This is a genomic window from Pseudomonadota bacterium (genome assembly GCA_016927275.1).
Classification (GTDB): Bacteria; UBA10199; UBA10199; order 2-02-FULL-44-16; family JAAZCA01; genus JAFGMW01.
Window position 1 is genome coordinate 1 of the sequence record JAFGMW010000097.1, and the last position, 18,968, is coordinate 18,968.

20 protein-coding genes and 1 tRNA gene are annotated in these 18,968 nt (G+C 63.0%); 15 read left to right on the plus strand and 6 right to left on the minus strand.

Annotation, left to right across the window (positions count from 1 at the left end; translation table 11 throughout):
• Positions 1-266: 266 nt before the first annotated feature.
• Positions 267-1,055: a hypothetical protein gene (locus JXA24_06810; GenBank protein MBN1283463.1), complete on the minus strand. Its 789-nt coding sequence runs from the start codon at positions 1,053-1,055 to the stop codon at positions 267-269.
• 129 nt (positions 1,056-1,184) lie between these two features.
• On the opposite strand from JXA24_06810, the gene JXA24_06815 reads away from it, so the two are divergent.
• From JXA24_06815 to JXA24_06830, 4 genes are all read left to right on the plus strand, one after another.
• Entirely contained in the window at positions 1,185-1,880 is a 696-nt protein-coding gene (locus tag JXA24_06815) for a 3-oxoacid CoA-transferase subunit A (protein MBN1283464.1), read from the plus strand.
• Entirely contained in the window at positions 1,877-2,545 is a 669-nt protein-coding gene (locus JXA24_06820; GenBank protein ID MBN1283465.1) for a 3-oxoacid CoA-transferase subunit B, read from the plus strand. The genes JXA24_06815 and JXA24_06820 overlap by 4 nt, the downstream gene beginning before the upstream one ends.
• A gap of 64 nt (positions 2,546-2,609) precedes the next feature.
• Positions 2,610-3,686 carry an EscU/YscU/HrcU family type III secretion system export apparatus switch protein gene (locus JXA24_06825; protein ID MBN1283466.1) on the plus strand — a complete coding sequence of 359 codons (1,077 nt, stop codon included), beginning with the start codon at positions 2,610-2,612 and terminating at the stop codon, positions 3,684-3,686.
• A gap of 92 nt (positions 3,687-3,778) precedes the next feature.
• Positions 3,779-5,023, plus strand: a complete 1,245-nt coding sequence (locus tag JXA24_06830) for a hypothetical protein (protein MBN1283467.1) — start codon at positions 3,779-3,781, stop codon at positions 5,021-5,023.
• On the opposite strand, the gene JXA24_06835 is transcribed toward JXA24_06830, so the two are convergent.
• The 4 genes from JXA24_06835 to JXA24_06850 all read right to left on the minus strand — a co-directional run bounded on the left by JXA24_06835 (position 4,995) and on the right by JXA24_06850 (position 8,055).
• Positions 4,995-5,624, minus strand: coding sequence for a protein-L-isoaspartate(D-aspartate) O-methyltransferase (locus JXA24_06835; protein ID MBN1283468.1), 630 nt, complete (start codon positions 5,622-5,624; stop codon positions 4,995-4,997). The genes JXA24_06830 and JXA24_06835 overlap by 29 nt on opposite strands.
• A 158-nt stretch (positions 5,625-5,782) precedes the next feature.
• Positions 5,783-6,364, minus strand: coding sequence for an outer membrane beta-barrel protein (locus tag JXA24_06840; protein MBN1283469.1), 582 nt, complete (start codon positions 6,362-6,364; stop codon positions 5,783-5,785).
• Between the two features lie 29 nt (positions 6,365-6,393).
• Positions 6,394-7,020, minus strand: a complete 627-nt coding sequence (locus JXA24_06845) for a phosphoribosylglycinamide formyltransferase (GenBank protein ID MBN1283470.1) — start codon at positions 7,018-7,020, stop codon at positions 6,394-6,396.
• Positions 7,021-8,055 carry a phosphoribosylformylglycinamidine cyclo-ligase gene (locus JXA24_06850; GenBank protein ID MBN1283471.1) on the minus strand — a complete coding sequence of 345 codons (1,035 nt, stop codon included), beginning with the start codon at positions 8,053-8,055 and terminating at the stop codon, positions 7,021-7,023. It lies immediately after the preceding gene.
• A 207-nt stretch (positions 8,056-8,262) separates the two neighbouring features.
• Between JXA24_06850 and surE the strand changes: the two genes are divergently transcribed.
• The 9 genes from surE (at position 8,263) to topA (ending at position 15,888) form a co-directional block, all read left to right on the plus strand.
• Positions 8,263-9,060, plus strand: a complete 798-nt coding sequence (surE, locus tag JXA24_06855) for a 5'/3'-nucleotidase SurE (protein MBN1283472.1) — start codon at positions 8,263-8,265, stop codon at positions 9,058-9,060.
• Positions 9,057-9,752: a protein-L-isoaspartate(D-aspartate) O-methyltransferase gene (locus JXA24_06860; protein MBN1283473.1), complete on the plus strand. Its 696-nt coding sequence runs from the start codon at positions 9,057-9,059 to the stop codon at positions 9,750-9,752. The genes surE and JXA24_06860 overlap by 4 nt, the downstream gene beginning before the upstream one ends.
• Before the next feature lie 30 nt (positions 9,753-9,782).
• Positions 9,783-10,496 (plus strand): peptidoglycan DD-metalloendopeptidase family protein, encoded by a 714-nt coding sequence (locus JXA24_06865; protein ID MBN1283474.1) that lies wholly within the window; start codon positions 9,783-9,785, stop codon positions 10,494-10,496.
• A 51-nt stretch (positions 10,497-10,547) separates the two neighbouring features.
• On the plus strand, positions 10,548-11,066 hold the full coding sequence (locus JXA24_06870) for an adenine phosphoribosyltransferase (protein ID MBN1283475.1): 519 nt from the start codon (positions 10,548-10,550) through the stop codon (positions 11,064-11,066).
• A 99-nt stretch (positions 11,067-11,165) separates the two neighbouring features.
• A tRNA-Arg gene (locus JXA24_06875) sits at positions 11,166-11,241 on the plus strand.
• Positions 11,242-11,389: 148 nt separating this feature from the next.
• On the plus strand, positions 11,390-12,022 hold the full coding sequence (locus tag JXA24_06880) for a hypothetical protein (GenBank protein ID MBN1283476.1): 633 nt from the start codon (positions 11,390-11,392) through the stop codon (positions 12,020-12,022).
• Positions 12,023-12,122: 100 nt separating this feature from the next.
• Positions 12,123-12,422 carry an integration host factor subunit beta gene (locus JXA24_06885; protein MBN1283477.1) on the plus strand — a complete coding sequence of 100 codons (300 nt, stop codon included), beginning with the start codon at positions 12,123-12,125 and terminating at the stop codon, positions 12,420-12,422.
• Positions 12,423-12,521: 99 nt separating this feature from the next.
• Positions 12,522-13,619, plus strand: coding sequence for a DNA-processing protein DprA (gene dprA, locus JXA24_06890; protein MBN1283478.1), 1,098 nt, complete (start codon positions 12,522-12,524; stop codon positions 13,617-13,619).
• The gene (gene topA, locus JXA24_06895) at positions 13,612-15,888 is read left to right on the plus strand and encodes a type I DNA topoisomerase (protein MBN1283479.1); all 2,277 of its coding nucleotides are present in this window, start codon (positions 13,612-13,614) and stop codon (positions 15,886-15,888) included. The genes dprA and topA overlap by 8 nt, the downstream gene beginning before the upstream one ends.
• A gap of 2 nt (positions 15,889-15,890) precedes the next feature.
• On the opposite strand, the gene JXA24_06900 is transcribed toward topA, so the two are convergent.
• The gene (locus JXA24_06900; GenBank protein ID MBN1283480.1) at positions 15,891-16,589 is read right to left on the minus strand and encodes a hypothetical protein; all 699 of its coding nucleotides are present in this window, start codon (positions 16,587-16,589) and stop codon (positions 15,891-15,893) included.
• A gap of 164 nt (positions 16,590-16,753) precedes the next feature.
• On the opposite strand from JXA24_06900, the gene JXA24_06905 reads away from it, so the two are divergent.
• Positions 16,754-17,866 carry a hypothetical protein gene (locus JXA24_06905; protein ID MBN1283481.1) on the plus strand — a complete coding sequence of 371 codons (1,113 nt, stop codon included), beginning with the start codon at positions 16,754-16,756 and terminating at the stop codon, positions 17,864-17,866.
• A 51-nt stretch (positions 17,867-17,917) separates the two neighbouring features.
• On the plus strand, positions 17,918-18,823 hold the full coding sequence (xerC, locus tag JXA24_06910) for a tyrosine recombinase XerC (protein MBN1283482.1): 906 nt from the start codon (positions 17,918-17,920) through the stop codon (positions 18,821-18,823).
• Positions 18,824-18,968: the final 145 nt, after the last annotated feature.

Below are 18,968 nucleotides of genomic sequence, written 5' to 3' on the forward strand. Positions count from 1 at the left end.
GATGCCGTGGACGTCGTAGGCGAGCCCCCGGTAGATCTCGGCCATGCCGCCCTGGGCGACCTTCTCCATGATGTAGTACTGGCCGATCGAGCCCTGCTGGCCCTGCGGCGGCTTACCCGACATCGCGCCTCCCGTATCCAATCAATCTAGCTGCAATTTTCGAGAAACGCAACCGCCCGTATGCGGCCCCGGGAGTGAGCGGGCGCAAAAAAGCGCCCCTCCGAAGATGGGCGCTTTGTGATGCGTGATCAGCGAAACGAGCCTGCCTACAGGTTCGACCAGTCGCAGAGGGCGTTGAAATTCTCATTCACGGTCTGGCCGTTGAACGTGCCGTTGATCGTCATCGAGAACAGGCCGCCGGTTTCCCAGTTGTCGGAGCAGTAGTCCATCGTCATCGTCGTGCCTGCGCCGTAGGTGAAGGTGCCGCAGATATCGGTATAGGTGAAGCCGTCAGGACCGATCGTGAAAGCGTAGCTGAAGTAGTGATTTGCCGAGTCGGACGTGCACTGCGTGGTGGTCTCCGCGCAGAACCCCTCGCCGTCCACGCTGTTTTCATAGGTGCAGTCGTATTCCGTCTCCTTTGAGACGAGGGACTTCGCGAAAACATCCTTTACGCTGGCGCTCGCGGTGTTGAAGAGGTTCGGGTTGACGGTGAAATTCCAGAGGAACGAGCCATCGATGAAGGTATCCGCATCAGGCCTGAAGTCGGTGAACACGGCGTTGAAGCTGTAGGTATAGGTCTGATAATCGACCGTGCCTGTGAGGGTGGCCGTCCCGCCCATCTCCCCCGCGACAGTGCATGTCCATGTGCCTGCGGATTCGGTGCATGTGACAGAGGGATCCCCCGTCTTGACGACCTGCCCTGCAGCGCCGCCGCCGATCTGAGCGAGCATCGGCGTCATGAGTTCGAAGCTCTTGCTCATGACCTGATAGCTCGTCCCGGTCGCGACCGCCTCGGTCGTTCCTCCGCCGCCGCCGCCGTCGCTGCTCCCGCCGCACCCTGCGACGCCGATCGCGAGCAACGCTGCCACTGCCACTGCTGAGAACTTTTTCATCGGTCCCTTCCTTTCTGTTTTGAGTTCGTGCGGCGCCTATACACCCGCGGCTGCGGGCCGTCAAGTCTGCGCACGGATTTTGAGAGGCCAAATTGACAACCTTTCGCAATTGGCATACCAAGGGCATCCATGAAGGATAAAATTTATAAGAGCTGCTCGGAGGCGGTGGCGGACATCAAGGACGGCGCCACCGTCATGGTGGGCGGCTTCATAGGCCGCGGCGTGCCGTCGAACCTGCTCATCGCCCTGCGGGACAAAGGGGTGCGGGACATCACGCTCATCCGCAACGACACAGCAGGCAGCCGCACCAACCCGAACGACACCAACATACTCTTCGAAGCGGGGCTCGTGAAGAAGGTGATCACCTGCTTCGCGGTCTTCGGCTCGCCCAAGGAGGTGAGCGCTCTCGAGGCCAAGGTGCTCGAGGGCGTGACGGAGCTCGAGCTCTCCCCGCAGGGGACTCTCGCGGAGCGAATACGCGCCGGGGCAGGTGGCATAGGAGGGTTCTACACGCCGGTCGGGGTCGGCACCGCCGCTGCCGAAGGCAAGGAGGTGCGGGTCATCGACGGCCGCGAGATGGTGCTCGAGACCGCGCTCCACGCCGACTTCGCGCTGGTGAAGGCGCACCGCGCCGACCGCATGGGCAACCTCGTGTACAGAAAGACCGCGCGCAATTTCAATCCGATCATGGCCGCTGCGGCGAGGGTCACGATCGCGGAGGCGGAGATACTCGAGGAGATAGGGGACATCGATCCCGACCACGTGATGACGCCCGCGATATTCGTGGACAGGATAGTCGTCGTTCCGAAGAGGGGTGCGAGATGACCAAGGCGCCGCTCAGCAGGGAGCAGATGGCCACCAGGGTCGCAATGGAACTCGAGGACGGGTTCTACGTGAACCTGGGCATCGGAATGCCCATGCTCGTGGCCACCCACATCCCGCCGGGACGCACGGTCTATTTTCAGGCCGAGAACGGCGTGCTCGGCTGCGGGCCGCATGCTAAGGCAGGCGAGGAGGACATAGACCTCTCCAACGCGGGGGACGAGAACATCACCGTGATCCCGGGCGCAGCGTTCTTCGACAGCGGGCTCTCGTTCGACATGATAAGGGGCGGCCACCTGGACGTGACCGTGCTCGGCGGGTTTCAGGTCGCCCAAAACGGCGATCTGGCCAACTGGAAGCTGCCGGCCAGAAAGGTCGGCAGCTACGGCGGGGCCATGGACCTGGCCACCGGCGCGAAGAAGGTGATCGTGCTCATGCAGCACGTGACAAAGGAGGGCGGGGCGAGGGTCGTGAAGGAGTGCACATACCCGCTCACCTGCAGGGAGTGCGTGGACATGGTGGTCACCGACATCGCGGTCATTGACGTCACGCCGAAGGGGCTCATCCTCCGCGAGGTGGCCCCGGGATGGACCCCGCAGGATGTGCAGAGGGTCACCGAACCCAGGTTAATTATCGATAATGTTCAACAATATAAGCTTCATATTTAAACTGTTACTTTATGTCGTTTTGAATCCCTTCACGCCCCCGGGGGGGATGAGCGGGAGGTGAGCCATGGCAGAGCAGTCCAGCCAGGAAAAGACCGAGGAGGCCACTCCAAAGCGCCTGCGGGACGCGCGAAAGAAGGGGCAGGTCGCGCGCTCCCGCGACCTCAACACCATAGTCATCCTCATCGCCGCCTTCGCGCTCATCCTGTTCATGCGCGGATTCATAGGCGAGGAGCTCAAGAGCCTTTTGCAGTCCAACATCGACATAGTGGGCAGGAAAGATATCACCTTCGAGCTCATGGCGCTCGAGGGGCAGCGCAACTTCATGACGCTGGTGAGGATCCTGGGGCCGTTTTTGGCTGCGATCACCTTCATCGCGGTCGCGGTGGGATTTCTGCAGACCGGCGCCATCTTCTCAACGGAGCCGATGAAGCCGCAGATGAAGCGGATGAACGCGGTCCAGAATCTCAAGAACATGTTCAAGGTGAAGACCCTCATCGAGCTCGTGAAGAACGTCGCAAAGATCACGCTGATCTTCTTCCTGGCATATCTCGTCATCGCCGACAGCTTGAGGGAGGTGGTCTCGACGGTGGGGGCGGAACCGGACGCCTCCGCGAAACTCGCCGGGAGCCTCGTGGTCTCGTTTCTGATCAAGGTCTTCGTGGTCTTCATCATAATAGCCTTCATCGACTTCGCGGTTCAGCGCTGGGAGTACAGAAAGCAGCTGCGCATGTCCAAGGACGAGGTCAAGCGCGAGTACAAGCAGGACGAGGGGGACCCTCTCATCAAGAGCATGCGCCGCCACCTCCACCAGGAGCTGGCCATGGGCGACACCCGCCAGGCTGTGAAGTCGGCCGATGCTGTCATCACAAACCCCACCGAGCTCGCGGTGGCGGTGAAGTACGACGACAGGGAGATGGTGGCCCCGCAGGTCATGGCAAAGGGGCAAAGGCTCTTCGCCCAGTCGATCCGCGAGATGGCGGAGGAGTTCGGCATCCCGATCGTGCAGAACCCGCCTCTGGCATGGACGCTCATCGAGCTGGACGTCGGCGACGAGATCCCGGAGGAGCTCTACGCCGCGGTCGCCGAGGTCCTGGTGTATGTGTACAAGCTCAAGCAGCAGCAGGAGAAAGAGATAATATAGCCCTGCTATGAGGCCCTGCCTTTTTTGTTGCCTCCAATCTCCTCATGCGCTAGGAACGTCGGATAATCAGCAGTTTGGACAGGAGCACTATAATGACAAGCTCGATGAGCACCTTTCCGCAGTTCCACCTGGCGCTGACGGGGCTGGCAAACCACCCGTCGATCGGCGTGGTGCCGCTGGGGCTCGAATCGGACGGGTCGTTTAGATTCGGCCCGCTGGATGCGGCCATGCCGAGAATAGCTCCCATGCTCAACGTCGACCGGTCGAGGGACAGCGGGGCCGATCCCGAGATCGAGCGCCTGTTCAAGGCTTCCAGGGACAACGATCTCTTCGAAAAACTCGCGGTCCTGCGCAGCATCTTCGACAACAGGATGAACCTCATGATGCCCGTCGAATATGTGCAGGCGGCAGGGCTCGATCGCATGGTAGAACAGGTGGCCGGGACCCTTCGGCCCGAGAGGGAGGAGGGGGGCGTCTTCGACATAGAGGGAGCCGCCCGCGAGGAGGGCCCCTTCCCTGATTCGCAATTCAATCCCTCTCTGGAATTCTCGAGGCTCACGGTCGGGGACGTTGCGGGGAGGCTCTCGACAATCGCTTTTCTCGAGGGAGGGGGCTATTGCCACGCCGATCTTGCGGAGGCGCTGCTCACCAGGGGGCAGGCGCTGGCCCGTGAGGTCTCCGAGCTCGTGCTGAACGATCGGCCCGATGATGAAGCCGCGGGGGACCCGACGGAGATCATGTTCGCGGCGGGCGTGCTCTACGCCAATATGAAGGCCCGCTGGGCGCTCAGCATGGCGGAGCAGGCCTTCTCCGCGGCTGCGGTCGAGTTCCTTCAGTTCCCGATCCCCGACAACATCTCGGCAGCCATGCTATACGAACTCAAGGCCGACCTGCGCGACCGCCGCGAAGGCGGCGGGAAGAAATCGAACCCCATAAGGTCCATGGCCGCAGGCCAGTGGCTGGCCTCCCTTGTCTTCAACAGGGACAGCGAGAGTTGGAACATACGCGTGTTTCGCGGGCTGGCCAACGCCTGGCTCGCCGGCAGGAGGGACCTCTACAGCGAGCTCGCCCATGTACCGGTGAAGAGAGCCATCGAGGAGACCGACCCTCTGACGCAGGCCGGATTCCTCATCCGCTCCGTCTGGGGGTTTTCGGATCACTTGAGGGTTGCGGGCGTCGAAGATCCTGGCATTTCGTTCTGGACCATGGCCCTGGGCAGGCTCGGCGCGGTCTCGATGCGCCTGGAGGAGGCGGGTGACGCAGAGGTCCTCGAAATCGTCGAACCGCTCGTCGATGCGGCGCTCCGCTTTATCTCTGTTCGCCCCGATCGAGGATGATGCCCTGCATGGGCACGAACACCGCGGGCATGAGCTTCGCCCTCTCCACTAGCTTCCCGCCCTTTTTCTCGAAGAGCACCAGCAGCTGAAACTTCTCTGTGCCGCCCATGGGAAGGACTATGCGTCCGCCCTCGGCGAGCTGCTCCTCCAGCGGCTTCGGCACCCTGTTGGGGCTCGCGGTCATGACGATCGCGTCGAAGGGGGCGTGCTCGGGCCACCCTATAAATCCATCGCCGGTCTTCACGATTATGTTGTCATAGCCGAGCCTCGCTATGTGGCCGCGGGCCATGTCCGCTATCTCCGGCACTATCTCGATGGTGTAGACCTCCTTCGCGATCTGGGCGATGAGAGAGGCGAGGTAGCCCGAACCGGTCCCGACCTCCAGCACCCTGCTCGCGGGCCTGATGTTCAGCGCGTGGATCATGAGGGCGTTCTCGTAGGGGCGGTCGAGCGACTGCTCGTATCCGATCGGCGCCTCGTTGTCCTCGTAGGCGCGTTCCTTGTAGGGGGCGATCACGAACTCCTCCCGCGGCACCGCCAGAAACGCCCTGATTATTTCGGAGCCGGTGATCCCGCGCCCCTCGATCTGCGTCCGCACCATCTCCCTTCGCTTCTCCTCGAACGTCTGAGGCCTGCGCGAGCAGGAAGAAGACAGGAGGGCCAACAATATGACTGCAGATAACGCTATTGTGGAGCGGCATCCCATTTTTTATCCACCTCAACCTAAACCTAAACCTCAACCTTCTCTCATTTCACCCGTCAAAAATGATACGCCACGTTCGCGAGCATCGAGAACGGGAAGAGGGCGGTGCCGTTGTTCCCGCCGCTTGTGGAGTCGATGAGCCCTATGGAGCGGAAGATGAACTGGAGCCCGAGCGACCACTTCTCAGTGAGGTAGAAGTCGGTGCCGAGCCCTATGTCCGCGCCTATGCCCACGGCCCACGTCCCGTTGTCCTGCGACCCCTCGGTCACCGCGTACACGCCCAGGCCGATGAGGCCGTAGGGGTCCCAGCGCGAAGGCTCGTTGAAGAGGTAGAACTTCAGGTCGAAGGTGGGGATGCCCAGGAACTCGATGCCCCCGTCGCCTGCCGATCGGCCGGTGCCGTCCTGGGTGGTGACGATCACGCCGACCTGTGTGGAGAACTGCGGCGACCAGCGGTAGTCGAAGAAGAGATAGCCGCCGATTCCCGGGTCCAGCTCGGGGCTTGAGTCCACGACGTAGATGTTGCCCGCGGGCCCGAGTCCCACCGTGAAGTTGCCGGCGCTGTTGCTCTGCGCCCCGGCCGTGAGGGCGAATGCGGAAATGAGCGCGGCCATCGCGAATGCGGCGAGTCTCTTCATCGTAAATCCCCCTGTGTCCCTGTTTGAGTTTACTCCCTGATAATCACTATCCTGCCTTCGACTGTCAACCTCCCCTCCGCGAAGAGCCTTATCGCGAGGGGGTAGAGCCTGTGCTCCTCGGCGAGGATCCTCTCCCTCAGCGAGTCGACCGTGTCGCCCTCGTGCACCTCGACCGCCCTCTGAGCGATGATCGGGCCGTGGTCGGCCAGCGCGTCCACGAAGTGGACCGTGCAGCCGGCGACCTTCACCCCGTATTCCAGCGCCTGCCGCTGCCCCTCGAGTCCCGGGAAAGAGGGGAGGAGCGCCGGGTGGATGTTCATGACCCTCATCGGATAGGCGTCAAGCACCGTGCTGCCCACGATGCGCATGTAGCCGGCGAGGCATACGAGCTCCGCACCGTGCTCCCTGAGCAGCTCCACGATCCTCTCCTCGAACTCGCGCTTAGAGGCGAAGTCGCCCCTCTTCACCGCGTGGGCCGATATCCCGTGCCTCGCGGCCCGATTGAGCGCGTGCGCCTCCGGAACGTCGCTTATGACCGCGGTCACGCGTGCCGGGATCCTGCCGGATTCGCACGAGTCGATGATCGACTGGAGGTTGGTGCCGCTCCCCGAGGCGAGCACTGCTATCGACAGCGGTCTGTCCCCCCTGTTCCCCATCTATCCCACCGTGACCTGGGGCTCGCCGCCCCTGCGTTTGGCTATGCTGCCGATCTTGAAGGCCTCAAAGCCCGCGATCCGTGCGCTGTCGATGACTCCCGGGAGCTGGTCCGCGGGGATGACGAGGACCATGCCGACCCCGCAGTTGAATACGCGCAGCATCTCCTCGTCTTCGATGCCCCCGTTGGTCTGGAAGAAGCGGAAGATCTCGGGGATCATCCAGGCCTTTCTGTCGATCTCGGCCCTTACCCCGGCAGGCAGTATGCGTGGGATGTTGTCCCAGAAGCCGCCCCCGGTTATGTGCGCGACCCCCTTGAGCTCGAAGGAGCGCGCGAGCTGAGCGACGAGCGGGCTGTAGAGCGCGGTAGGGGTCAGCAGCGCCTCGCCCAGCGGCCGCTCGAGGCCGTCGTAGACGCGGCCGAGGTCGAGCTTCGCCTCCCGGACGATCCTGCGCACCAGAGAGAACCCGTTGCTGTGGAAGCCGGTGGAAGCGACGCCCACTATCGAGTTGCCTATGCCGATTGAGCTGCCGTCTATGATCCTCGAGCGCTCCGCCGCGCCGACCGCGAACCCCGCCAGGTCGAAGTCCCCCTCGGCGTACATGTCGGGCATCTCCGCGGTCTCGCCGCCGATGAGGGCGCAGCCGGTCTTTTTGCACGCCTCCGCGATCCCCTTGACGATCTCCGAGTGGCGCTCCGGCATGAGCCTCGAGGTGGCGAAATAGTCGAGGAAGAAGAGCGGCTCAGCCCCGCTGCACGCTATGTCGTTGACGCACATGGCCACGAGGTCGATGCCGATGGTGTCGAAGCGGTTCATCTCGATGGCGATGCGCAGCTTCGTGCCCACGCCGTCGGTGCCCGAGACCAGGACCGGATCCTCGAGCCCCAGCTCGCAGAGCGAGAAGAGGCCGCCGTATCCGCCGAGGTCCGAGACCACTCCGCGGCGATGGGTCGCCTTGACCATCGGCCTGATCATCTCGACGAACCGGTTGCCCGCGTCTATGTCCACGCCCGCCTTCTTGTATTGTTCGCTCATAATGAAGATGGCGATTAACAACGCCGTGCACAAAATGCAAGAAGGACGGGAACCGGGAACCGGCACATGTTCTTCCAGGTCCCTGGTTCCGGGTCCCTGGTCCCGAGTTCCGGGTCCCGAAAGGGGTGGTTTCCCTTGACACATGACGATCTATACCTTAAATATCGAATAATATTAATAAATTAGCTCGCCATGGTGTCGCCTGAAATGGGAAAGAGAAAGACAAAGCCGCGGGGTAAGCCGCTGATCCTCGTCTCCAACGACGACGGGGTCGGCTCGAAAGGGATCGTCGTCCTCTCAAGGGCGCTGCGCGCGCTGGGCAGGGTGGTGGTGGTCGCACCCGACAAGGAGCGAAGCGCCTCGAGCCACTCGATCACCCTTCACAGGCCGCTGAGGGTGGAGCGGCTATCGCGGGACGAATATTCGGCCGACGGCACGCCGACAGACTGCGTGCTGCTCGCGGTCCACGGCCTGCTCGGCCAGAGGCCCGACCTCATCGTCTCCGGCGTCAACCACGGGCCCAACCTGGGCGACGACGTGCACTACTCCGGCACGGTCTCGGTGGCGTTCGAGGGAGGCATCCTCGGCATACCGTCGATCGCGGTCTCGTGCATGGGGAGCGGGAGCGGGCTGCACTCGGCTGCCGAGATCGCCTGTGAGATCGGGGAAAAGGTGCTCCGCAGGGGGCTTCCCAGGGGGATCGTGCTCAACGTCAACGTGCCCGACCTCCCCATGTGCATGATAAAGGGCGTCTCGGTCACGAAGCAGGGCAAGCGCAACTACGGAGGAGTCATTGTCGAGAAGACCGACCCGCGGGGCAAGAAGTATTACTGGATCGGCGGCGACCAGAGCGGCTTCGAGGACGTGCCCCGCTCGGACTGCAACGCGGTCCGCGCGGGCTTTGTCTCCATAACTCCGCTGAGGGTCAACCTCTCCGACCGGGCCGGGATCGGCGCCCTCGCGCGGCTGGGGTTTGCGTCGAAAAAGGGGCGCGCGAAGAGATGATCGAACGCAAGGGGACATTCGCGAACAGGGCCGACAGCGTGCCGGACACATACGCGGTGGCGAGGCGGCGCATGGTCACCGAGCAGCTCATCCCCGGCGGCATCAGGGATTCGCGAGTGTTGGAGGTCATGGGCAGGGTCAAGCGGCACGCCTTCGTGAGCCCCGGGATGGAGGACCAGGCGTACATGGATCGGCCGCTGCCGATCGGGCTCAATCAGACCATATCGCAGCCCCTGATGGTGGCGATCATGACAGAGGCCCTCGCCCTGGAGGGCAGGGAGAAGGTTCTCGAGATAGGCACCGGCTCCGGGTACCAGGCCGCTATCCTCGCCGAGATGGCGGGCGCGGTGTGCACCGTCGAGCGCATAACAGATCTCTCCATCCGCGCGCGCAAGGTCCTGTACAGGCTCGGCTATGAGAACATAAAGCTCCGCATCGGCGACGGGACTCTGGGCTGGCCCGAGGAGGCGCCGTTCGACGGCATCATCGTGACCGCCGGGGCGCCTGTCGTCCCCGAGGCCCTCATGGCCCAGCTCTCCGACGGCGGAAGACTGGTGATCCCGGTGGGAGGGGAGGAGATGCAGAGGCTCGACGTGATCACGAGGCGCGGCGACGGATTCGATACGCGCAGCGTCACCGCCTGCCGCTTCGTGAAGCTCATAGGCAGGGAGGGATGGCATAATGAAGGTTGAGGTTGAGGTTGAGGAGATCGAACTGAGTCCATGGGACGCGTTTTAAAAATATCGTTCGTCTTCGTGCTGTGCGCCGTGATCTCAGGGTGCGCCACCTCCTACGACAAGCGCGGGGTGTACCACAAGGTGCGCGGCGGCGAGTCGATCCAGCGCATAGCGAAGGTCTACCGCACCGACGTGCAGACGCTCGCCGAGTACAACAACATACTCGATGCGGGCGACATCAAGCCGGGCATGCGGCTCTACATCCCGCCGCGCACGAGGAAGGCCGGCTTCAAGAAGCTGCCGTTCGGCGACGACGTGGCGGCGGCCAGGGACGCGAAGGGGATCAGGAAGCGCGCCCCCTCCGACAAGATAAAGTTCTACCGGGGCCGCTTCATATGGCCCGTTGACGGCAAGCTGACCTCCCCGTTCGGGTATCGCGACGGCCGAAGGCACGACGGCATAGACATAGGGGCAAAGACCGGGAGGCCCATCAAGGCCTCGGCCGCGGGCAAGGTGGTCTTCGCGGGCTCCATGCGCGGCTACGGGAACCTGATCCTCCTGCGCCACAAGGACAACATGTTCACCGCCTATGCGCACAACAGCGTGAACAAGGTGAAGAAGGGGCAGGTGGTGAAGCAGGGCGATGTGATCGGCAAGGTCGGCCGCACCGGAAGGGCGTCGGGCCCGCACCTGCACTTCGAAATTCGACATGGACAAACAGCGCGCAATCCCTTATTTTTCCTGCCCAAACGGGGCTAGGGCCGCGCTCGGGGGCGAATCGGGATGGCAAGGACCCAAGAGGAGGAGAGGATGGAGAAGATAGTGAGGGACAACATCAGGGACATCCCTGATTTCCCGAAGCCGGGGATAATTTTCAAGGACATCACGCCGCTCCTGGCCAATCACGGGGCGTTCTCGGCCACCATCGACAGCCTGCGGAGGCGATATCAGGACAAGGGCGTGGACGTGGTGGTGGGGATCGAATCCCGCGGCTTCATCTTCGGCGCGCCGCTGGCCGAGAAGCTCGGGGCCGCGTTCGTGCCGGTGCGAAAGAAGGGGAAGCTGCCGTACAAGACCGTGGACATTTCCTACGACCTTGAGTATGGCTCCGCGACCATCGAGATGCACACCGACGCCATCTCGCGCGGGCAGAAGGTGGTCGTCATAGACGACCTGCTCGCCACCGGCGGCACCGCGGGCGCCGCCTGTCGGCTGGTGGAGGGCCAGGGAGGCCGGGTCGTGGAGTGCGCTTTCATCGTGGAGCTGGGTTTTTTGAACGGCCGCGAGAGGATAAAGGGCATCCCGGTGTACTCGATGGTCACCTACTGACGGCCGACCTGTGGGCTCGCAGCTCAGCATTGGGGCTGCCTCCTCCCGGTGCGGCACAGTTTTTTGCTAAGGCAAAAAACTGTTAAATGGTCGATTGGTGGGCTCGTAGCTCAGCGGATAGAGCACCTGCCTCCTAAGCAGGGGGTCGCGCGTTCGATTCGCGCCGGGCCCACCAATCGACTATTGGCCGCACCGAGGATCCTCGATCCGACCTATGATTTTTTAAAAAAATCATGTCGGATCGGGATAAGCAGGGGGTCGCGCGTTCGAACGTACAGAAGCTATAATGCGTGGAGGGCGAAGCCCGGAACAGATGGCCTTTCATGAAGATCCCATTCTTTCCCAACACAGGCGACGGCACCCGCTGCTTCCAGGCGGCGATGAGGATGGCCCTGGCCGTCCTCATGCCGGAGCGGACCTTCACGGACGAGGAGCTTGACCGCATCTCGGGGAAGTCGCCCGGCAAGTGGACCTGGCCCACCGCTGCGATGATCTGGATGATGGAGCACGGGCTCGATGTGGAGCTGGTCGAGGAGTTCGATTACGCGGCGTTCGCGGCCCGCGGCGGGGATTACCTCGTCGAACGCTACGGCGAGGAGGTCGCAGCCGCCCAGATGGCCAACAGCGACGTGGATGCCGAGAGGGAGCTGGCGCGCCGCTTCTCGAGGCTCTGTCATGTGGATCAGAGGGTCCCTGGCAGGGCCGATCTGAAGGAGAGGCTCGATCGCGGATCGGTGGTCATAGTCAACATCAACGCCGCGGCCCTCAACCTCCAGCCGGGATATTCGGGGCATTTCGTGGTGATCTGCGAGGCGGGGGGCGATCTCGTCACGCTCCACGATCCGGGGCTCCCGCCGCGGCCCGCACTTGCGGTGCCCGGCGCGAGATTCGACGCCGCATGGGGCTATCCATCCGGGCGCGACAGAAACCTCATGTCCATAGGCCGCAGGTCGTGATCGTATCTTCGCATGTCATTCTTTACAAAATGATGCTTGACACCCCTCGGGGGTATTGTTAATTTCATGAGTGAAATCGGCAAATTACGCAGAGGTGGCGATGAATAAATCAGAGCTCATCGAAGCGGTATCCGCCAAGGCGCAGATTACAAAGAAGAGGGCGGAAGACGTAGTCAACCTCATCTTCGACTCCATGACCGATGCGATCGTAAAGGGGGATCGCATCGAGATCAGGGGGCTGGGCAGCTTCGTGGTCAAGGAGTACGGATCGTACACAGGCCGCAATCCCAGGACAGGGGAGTCGATCCAGGTGAGGCCGAAGCGGCTGCCGTTCTTCAAGGTGGGCAAGGAGTTGAAGGAGAGGGTCGATCGGATCGCGGAGTCAGCGCAGCAGACGTGACGGGGTGCGCCGCGGGGCGCACGCAGCACACATAGGCTCGTGCCGGGTCATGCGGGGGATGGAGGTGTCATGGACGACCGGCGCGAGCGTATTTTTTTGTTGGCTATTCGCAGTGTCTTCTTTGGATTCCCCTCTATCGGAAAATCGCTCCTCGACGAGGCCGGTTCCGCAGCGGAGCTCCTCGGAGGGGATCGCGCGAGGTTCATGCCGCATTTCCTCCGGCATGAGGCGCTCTGGAGGAGGTTTCTCGGGCTGGGGGGGAGCGAACTCAGGGAGGCGGAGTCGGAGCTCGACAGGATCGAGGCGCTGGGGCTCGCCCTCATCCCGATCAACGATCCCCGATACCCCGCGCTCCTCCGCCAGATCGCCGACCCGCCCCTTGCGCTCGTCGCGAGGGGGGGCGCGATCGAGGCCCTCTCGGCGCCCGTGATCGCCATGGTCGGCTCGCGCAGGGCGAGCCAGCGGGCCATGGAGACCGGCGCGTCGATCGCCATGGGCCTTGCCGAGGCGGGCTACACGATCGCCAGCGGGCTCGCGTACGGCATCGACTCGGCGTGCCACAGGGGCGCGATCGCCGGCGGCGGGCTGACCGTTGCGGTGATGGGCTGCGGCCCGGAGATGGTCTATCCGCCGGGGAACGCGCGCCTTTATCAGGCCATAGCGGCCAGCGGCGTCATCCTCTCGGAGTTTCCGATCGGCACCGCGCCGTTCAGGCAGAACTTCCCGCAGCGCAACAGGGTGATAAGCGGGATCGCGCTTGCCACCGTTGTCGTGGAGGCGGCGGAGAAAAGCGGCAGCCTCATCACGGCCAGGTTCGCGCTCGAGCAGAATCGGGAGGTGATGGCGGTCCCCGGCCCCGGAGGGACCGCGGGGGCGAAGGGCGTCAACTCACTCATCCGCGACGGCGCGCCGCTGGTCGAGAGCGCCGACGACGTGGCCGCGCACATAGACCCGCTGCTCGCGGGCAGGCAATTCGTCAAAATATCTGGACAATTGGAAACCGATGTGGAAATGGACTCAGCACTTTTGGGCGCCGTTCCCGCACGCGGCGCCGTCTCGGTGGACGAGATAGTGGCGAGGACCGGCATGAGGGCGTCCTCGGTGCTCGCGAGGCTCGGGGAGCTCTGCGTCGCGGGCGAGGTCGAGCAGCTCCCGGGCCGCAGGTGGCGCAGGATCAGGAGGAGGACCGATGCCTAACGCGCTGGTCATAGTCGAGTCCCCGGCAAAGGCCCGAACGATCAAGAAGTATCTCGGCAGGGGATATTCGGTGCTGGCCTCGGTGGGCCACATCATGGACCTGCCCCAGCGCGATCTCGGCGTCGACGTGGAAAAGGGATTCGAGCCGAAGTACGTCGTCATAAAGGGCAAGTCCAAGGTCCTCAAGCAGATCACCAAGGCGGCGGCCGAATCGGACGAGATATATCTCGCGCCCGACCCCGACAGGGAGGGCGAGGCGATCGCCTGGCACATTGCGGAGCAGATCAAAAAGAGCCTCGGCAGGAGGAAGGGGGCGGACGGGCCGCGCATGCACCGCGCGCGCTTCAACGAGATCACGCAGCGCGCCATCAAGCAGGCGATAGAGAACCCGACCGTGCTCGACCGCAACCTCTTCGAGGCGCAGCAGGCGCGCCGCATACTCGACAGGCTGGTGGGCTACCGCATCTCGCCGCTGCTCTGGGACAAGGTCCGCAGGGGGCTGTCCGCGGGGCGCGTCCAGTCGGTGGCGGTGCGCATAGTCTGCGAGCGCGAGGACGAGATAGAGAAGTTCGTGACGAAGGAGTACTGGTCCGTGGTCGCGAACCTCGAGGGGAGCCTGCCGCCGCCTTTCGAGGCCAAGCTCGTGAAGATCGACGGCAAGGATTTCGAGATAGGCGCGGGCGAGCTGGCCCGCGCGGTCACCGACGAGATGCGCGGCGGGAAGTTCACGCTCACCTCCATCATCAGGAAGGAGCGGCAGCGCAAGCCGTCGCCCCCGTTCATCACCTCGAAGCTGCAGCAGGAGGCGGCGCGCAAGCTCGGGTTCACGGCGAAGAAGACCATGTCCCTGGCGCAGAGGCTCTACGAGGGGATCGATCTTGGTGACGAGGGCTCGGTCGGCCTCATCACCTACATGCGCACCGATTCGACTCGCATCGCCGATTCGGCGGTCGCCGAGGCGCGCGAGTTCATAAAGGGCCGCTACGGCGCCGAGACCCTGCCCGCCTCGCCCAACGTCTACAGGTCGAAGAAGGGGGCGCAGGAGGCGCACGAGGCGATAAGGCCCACCTCCATGAGCTATCCGCCCGAGGCGGTCGCCGATCACCTCGATAGAGACCTGCACAGGCTCTACGATCTGATCTGGAAGCGCTTCGTCGCCTCGCAGATGAAACCGGCGGTCTTCGACCAGACCGCGTTCGACATCGCGGCGGGCCGCTTCCTGCTTCGCGCCACCGGCCAGGTCCTCAAATTCCCGGGCTTCATCGCGGTCTATCTGGAGGGTGAGGACGACGCGGCCGAGAAGGACGAGGAGGAGAACCCTACGCTCCCCGACCTGAAAGAGGGCGAGGTCCTCACTCTCCACGGCATCGAGCCGCACCAGCACTTCACGCAGCCGCCTCCGCGCTTCACCGAGGCGTCGCTGGTCAAGGAGCTCGAGGAGAAGGGGATAGGCAGGCCCTCCACCTACGCGTCGATCATGAGCGTCATCCAGGACAAGGGCTACGTCCGCAAGGCGGAGGGCCGCTTCCACCCCTCCGACCTCGGCAGGCTGGTCAACGGCCTGCTGGTGAGCAGCTTCCCGAGGGTGCTAGACGTCGGCTTCACCGCGCAGATGGAGGTGGAGCTCGACGAGGTGGAGGAGGGCCGCCGCGGCTGGGTCGAGACACTCAACGACTTCTACGGGCCGTTCCAGGAGGCGCTCTCCAAGGCGCGGGTGAAGATGCGCGACGTCAAGCGCCAGACCGTGGAGACCGACATCGAGTGCGAAAGATGCGGCAAGGCCATGGTCATCAAGTGGGGCCGCCACGGCGAGTTCCTTGCATGCTCGGGCTACCCCGATTGCCGAAACACCAAGGAGTTCACCCGCGACGAGGGGGGCAACATAGTCGTCTCCTCGGCGCCGACGACCGACGAGCTCTGCCCCGCATGCGGCAGCCCGATGGTCGTGCGCAGGGGGCGCTACGGCGAGTTCCTCGCGTGCTCGAAGTACCCGGAGTGCAAGGGCACGCGCTCGATCGGCACCGGCGTCACCTGCCCCGAGTGCGGCAAGGCGGAGCTCGTCCAGAAGAGCACCAAGCGCGGCAAGCCGTTCTACGGCTGCGCCGATTACCCCAAGTGCAAGTTCGCCCTGTGGGACATGCCCGTCGCAGGGCCGTGCCCGCTGTGCGGGTTTCCGGTCCTTGTGAAGAAGCCCTCGAAGAGGGGCGGCGAGCCGCACATCGCCTGCGGCAGGAAGGGATGCAAGTACAGGGGCGAATCAAAGGGGTAGGTTCACCGGCCCAGGTCCACGATATTGATTGAGCTGATCCCGCTGAAATCCTCTGACGAGGCGTTGATCCGGAACGCAAGGTTCGCCTTGCCTTCGCTTGCCTTGAACCTCATGCTCCGCAGGATCTCAAACGGCGCCCCGTCCTTGTAGATGGAGTAGGTGAGGATGTATGATCCGGGCTCTTCGGCGGGCAGCGCTGAATATTCCAAAAGCAGGTTCAAACCCTTGCCTTTGCCGAGGAGCAGCGTCCTCGAGACCTTCACCGTCCTGCCGTCCGTGACTATCCGGGCCGTGAACGGTTTTATGATCTCTTCTCCTATCGCCCGGCCGTCTCCCTCCGGATCGGCCGTTTCCGTCTCGTCGGTCGTCGCCTCCTGCCGCGCCTCCGCCGGCGGCTCGGTCCCGTCTTGAGCGGTCCGCTGATCTCCGGCGGCCGTTTCCCGGTTTGCGGGGGCCGCCTGCTGCCCCGTCGCCCGCGGCGGAGGGCTCTGCGTCCTGCCCTGCATGAGAAGCTTGAATCCCATTTTGATCAGGGACGGCAGAATTAACGCGCAACTCTCCTCCGTCTCCGGCGTGAACTCGCCCTTATCGGTGCTGATCACAAAATGGCCCTGATCGTCGGGCCGGCATATCTCGCAGGTCAGCCTGGCGGTCTCATCCGAGATGGCACGGCAACTGTCCGCTGATATGGGTTCAGACATGGAGCCTCTCCTTCGAACGGGTCCTTATCGGCGATCCTACGGATAAGTTGCTAGGTTTCAACGGGCGGCGCGTCAGGCCCATGACGCGCCGCGCCTCCACACGATCCCGGTTCCGGCATAAAAAAGCGCGCAACTATTTCGAGAAAGAGGCGAAAAAGGGGCATATGGCTTCCATCGCAAGGGCATCGTTCATCTTGATCCTCTTTCTGGCGTGGCATCCGGCGCTGTTGCCCGGCACCGCTTATTGCTTTGAGGGCGTGATAATCGGGGCAAAACCGGTTGTCTCATGCGATATCGACACTGACGGCGACGGGATTGTGGACTGTCTGGAGGACGCGAATCGCAACGGGATCTGGGAGCCTGAGCTTGGGGAGACCGATTCCCATAACCCGGACACCGACGGCGACGGGATTATCGACGGCGAGGAGGGCGATCGCGACGGCGACGGTGAGCTCGGCACCGACGAGTCCGATCCGCTGGTCGCCGACACCGACGGCGACGGCATCCCGGACGGCGAAGAGCGAAGGCTCGGCACCATGCGCAACATGTGCGACACCGACGGCGACGGGCTGTCTGACGGTGTCGAGATGGGCGTGATCCAGCCCGAGGTCAAAAACGGCTGTCACGGCCTCATGGCCGCGGGCACGAATTACAAAAACCCCTACCGCATGGACCCGCTGAACCCTGACTCCGACTTCGACGGGCTGCAGGACGGCGAGGAGGACAAAAACGGCAACGGATGGGTAGACCCGGACGAGACCGATCCGTCGATAGTCGACACGGACGGCGACGGGCTCTGCGACTATGTGGAGACGACGGGCGATTTCGACGGCGACGGGCTGCCTGACTTCGATTTCCAGTCGATCCGCGGCGAGGCAGGCTGTATCCCTCCGAAGGATATCTCCGATCTGGACTGCGACGGCGTGCCAAACGCCAGGGACGATGATTCGGATAACGACGGCTGCCCCGACGCGCAGGAGGGGGGCTGGCTGGATGCCGATTACAACGGGATACCCGATATATATGATAAAGATGCGAAACTCTGCCCGGAGCCGGCATCTGATTCAAATTCAGGCGGGAGCAGGGGCGCACGTACAGAGGAGGCCCAATCGGCGCTCGGCGAAGGGCCGCTCTATCCCACGGACGGGGGCGCATGCACTCTCGTCCGGGCGGTCAACACATCAGGTCCCCTGTCCGGAATTCCTGTATTCAGCTTTATTATCCTCATGATAGCTGCCTTTTCCACAGCCCGCCCCTTTATACGACAAACTTATTGATTTAATATGAATTTTAAGTAGAATCTCCCTCATTAAATGGGGGAGGTCTTGATGAAAAAGCTTATCGATAGTTTTTTCAATTATCTGAAGCATGAGCGGGATGTCTCACCGCATACCTCCAAGAATTATCTGGTGGATATGCAGCAGTTTTTGGCCTACCTCGAAGGCCGCTATCCCGGGATATCGGCATCCGGCGAGGCTTATATCGGAAAGCTCGACGCCTCGATCATACGCGATTTCATGTCAAAGATGTGGAACGACTGGAGCCCTTCTTCAATGGCAAGAAAGCTGGCTTCCTTAAGAACATTCTTTAACTATTGCATCAAAAAAGGCATGATTGAAGTGAATCCTGCAAAGGAAGTGGCCACACCGAAGATCCCCAAGAGGGTGCCCAAGTTCCTGACCGTCGATGAAGTCTTTGCGCTCCTGGATTCCGCTGCGGACGAGGGGGCGCTCGGGATACGCGATCGGGCGATCCTCGAGCTCCTCTATGCGTCGGGCCTGAGGGTCAGTGAACTGGTGGGCCTCGATATCGACGATGTGGACCTCAAGGCTCAGACCGTGAGGGTCATGGGCAAGGGGCGCAAGGAGCGCATAGTGCCGATGGGGGAGAAGGCGTGCGCCTCGCTGGTCAACTACCTCGAGAAGAGAAAGGCGCTTGCCGACGACAGGGGCCAGGAGAAGGCGTTCTTCGTCAACCGCCACGGCGGGAGGCTCACCGCGCGCTCCATAGAGCGGCTCATCGCAAAGTACATGCGCCGCTGCGGCGTCCAGAAGACCGTCACCCCGCACGTGCTCAGGCACACCTTCGCCACGCACCTGCTCGGCGCCGGCGCGGACATGAGGGGCATACAGGAGCTGCTCGGCCACTCGAGCCTCTCCACGACGCAGAAGTACACCCACGTGGGCATAGAGAATCTCATGAGGGCGTACGACCAGTCGCATCCGAAGGCTTGAAATACGTGACTCGTAACTCGTGACTCGCCTGCCTGCCGGACGGGCAGGTGACCGGCGGTCGAATACGGGGTCGTGAACGCGAGCCTTGATTCATCCGGCCCGCCCTGATATGCAGGGCGGGCTTTCTCATCACAGGAGAGGCCAT

Coding starts and splice junctions, on each gene's coding strand:
- JXA24_06810 (MBN1283463.1), bottom strand. CDS start 1,055: ATGAAAAAGTTCTCAGCAGTGGCAGTGGCAGCGTTGCTCGCGATCGGC.
- JXA24_06815 (MBN1283464.1), top strand. CDS start 1,185: ATGAAGGATAAAATTTATAAGAGCTGCTCGGAGGCGGTGGCGGACATC.
- JXA24_06820 (MBN1283465.1), top strand. CDS start 1,877: ATGACCAAGGCGCCGCTCAGCAGGGAGCAGATGGCCACCAGGGTCGCA.
- JXA24_06825 (MBN1283466.1), top strand. CDS start 2,610: ATGGCAGAGCAGTCCAGCCAGGAAAAGACCGAGGAGGCCACTCCAAAG.
- JXA24_06830 (MBN1283467.1), top strand. CDS start 3,779: ATGACAAGCTCGATGAGCACCTTTCCGCAGTTCCACCTGGCGCTGACG.
- JXA24_06835 (MBN1283468.1), bottom strand. CDS start 5,624: ATGGTGCGGACGCAGATCGAGGGGCGCGGGATCACCGGCTCCGAAATA.
- JXA24_06840 (MBN1283469.1), bottom strand. CDS start 6,364: ATGAAGAGACTCGCCGCATTCGCGATGGCCGCGCTCATTTCCGCATTC.
- JXA24_06845 (MBN1283470.1), bottom strand. CDS start 7,020: ATGGGGAACAGGGGGGACAGACCGCTGTCGATAGCAGTGCTCGCCTCG.
- JXA24_06850 (MBN1283471.1), bottom strand. CDS start 8,055: ATGAGCGAACAATACAAGAAGGCGGGCGTGGACATAGACGCGGGCAAC.
- surE (MBN1283472.1), top strand. CDS start 8,263: ATGGGAAAGAGAAAGACAAAGCCGCGGGGTAAGCCGCTGATCCTCGTC.
- JXA24_06860 (MBN1283473.1), top strand. CDS start 9,057: ATGATCGAACGCAAGGGGACATTCGCGAACAGGGCCGACAGCGTGCCG.
- JXA24_06865 (MBN1283474.1), top strand. CDS start 9,783: ATGGGACGCGTTTTAAAAATATCGTTCGTCTTCGTGCTGTGCGCCGTG.
- JXA24_06870 (MBN1283475.1), top strand. CDS start 10,548: ATGGAGAAGATAGTGAGGGACAACATCAGGGACATCCCTGATTTCCCG.
- JXA24_06880 (MBN1283476.1), top strand. CDS start 11,390: ATGAAGATCCCATTCTTTCCCAACACAGGCGACGGCACCCGCTGCTTC.
- JXA24_06885 (MBN1283477.1), top strand. CDS start 12,123: ATGAATAAATCAGAGCTCATCGAAGCGGTATCCGCCAAGGCGCAGATT.
- topA (MBN1283479.1), top strand. CDS start 13,612: ATGCCTAACGCGCTGGTCATAGTCGAGTCCCCGGCAAAGGCCCGAACG.
- JXA24_06900 (MBN1283480.1), bottom strand. CDS start 16,589: ATGTCTGAACCCATATCAGCGGACAGTTGCCGTGCCATCTCGGATGAG.
- JXA24_06905 (MBN1283481.1), top strand. CDS start 16,754: ATGGCTTCCATCGCAAGGGCATCGTTCATCTTGATCCTCTTTCTGGCG.
- xerC (MBN1283482.1), top strand. CDS start 17,918: ATGAAAAAGCTTATCGATAGTTTTTTCAATTATCTGAAGCATGAGCGG.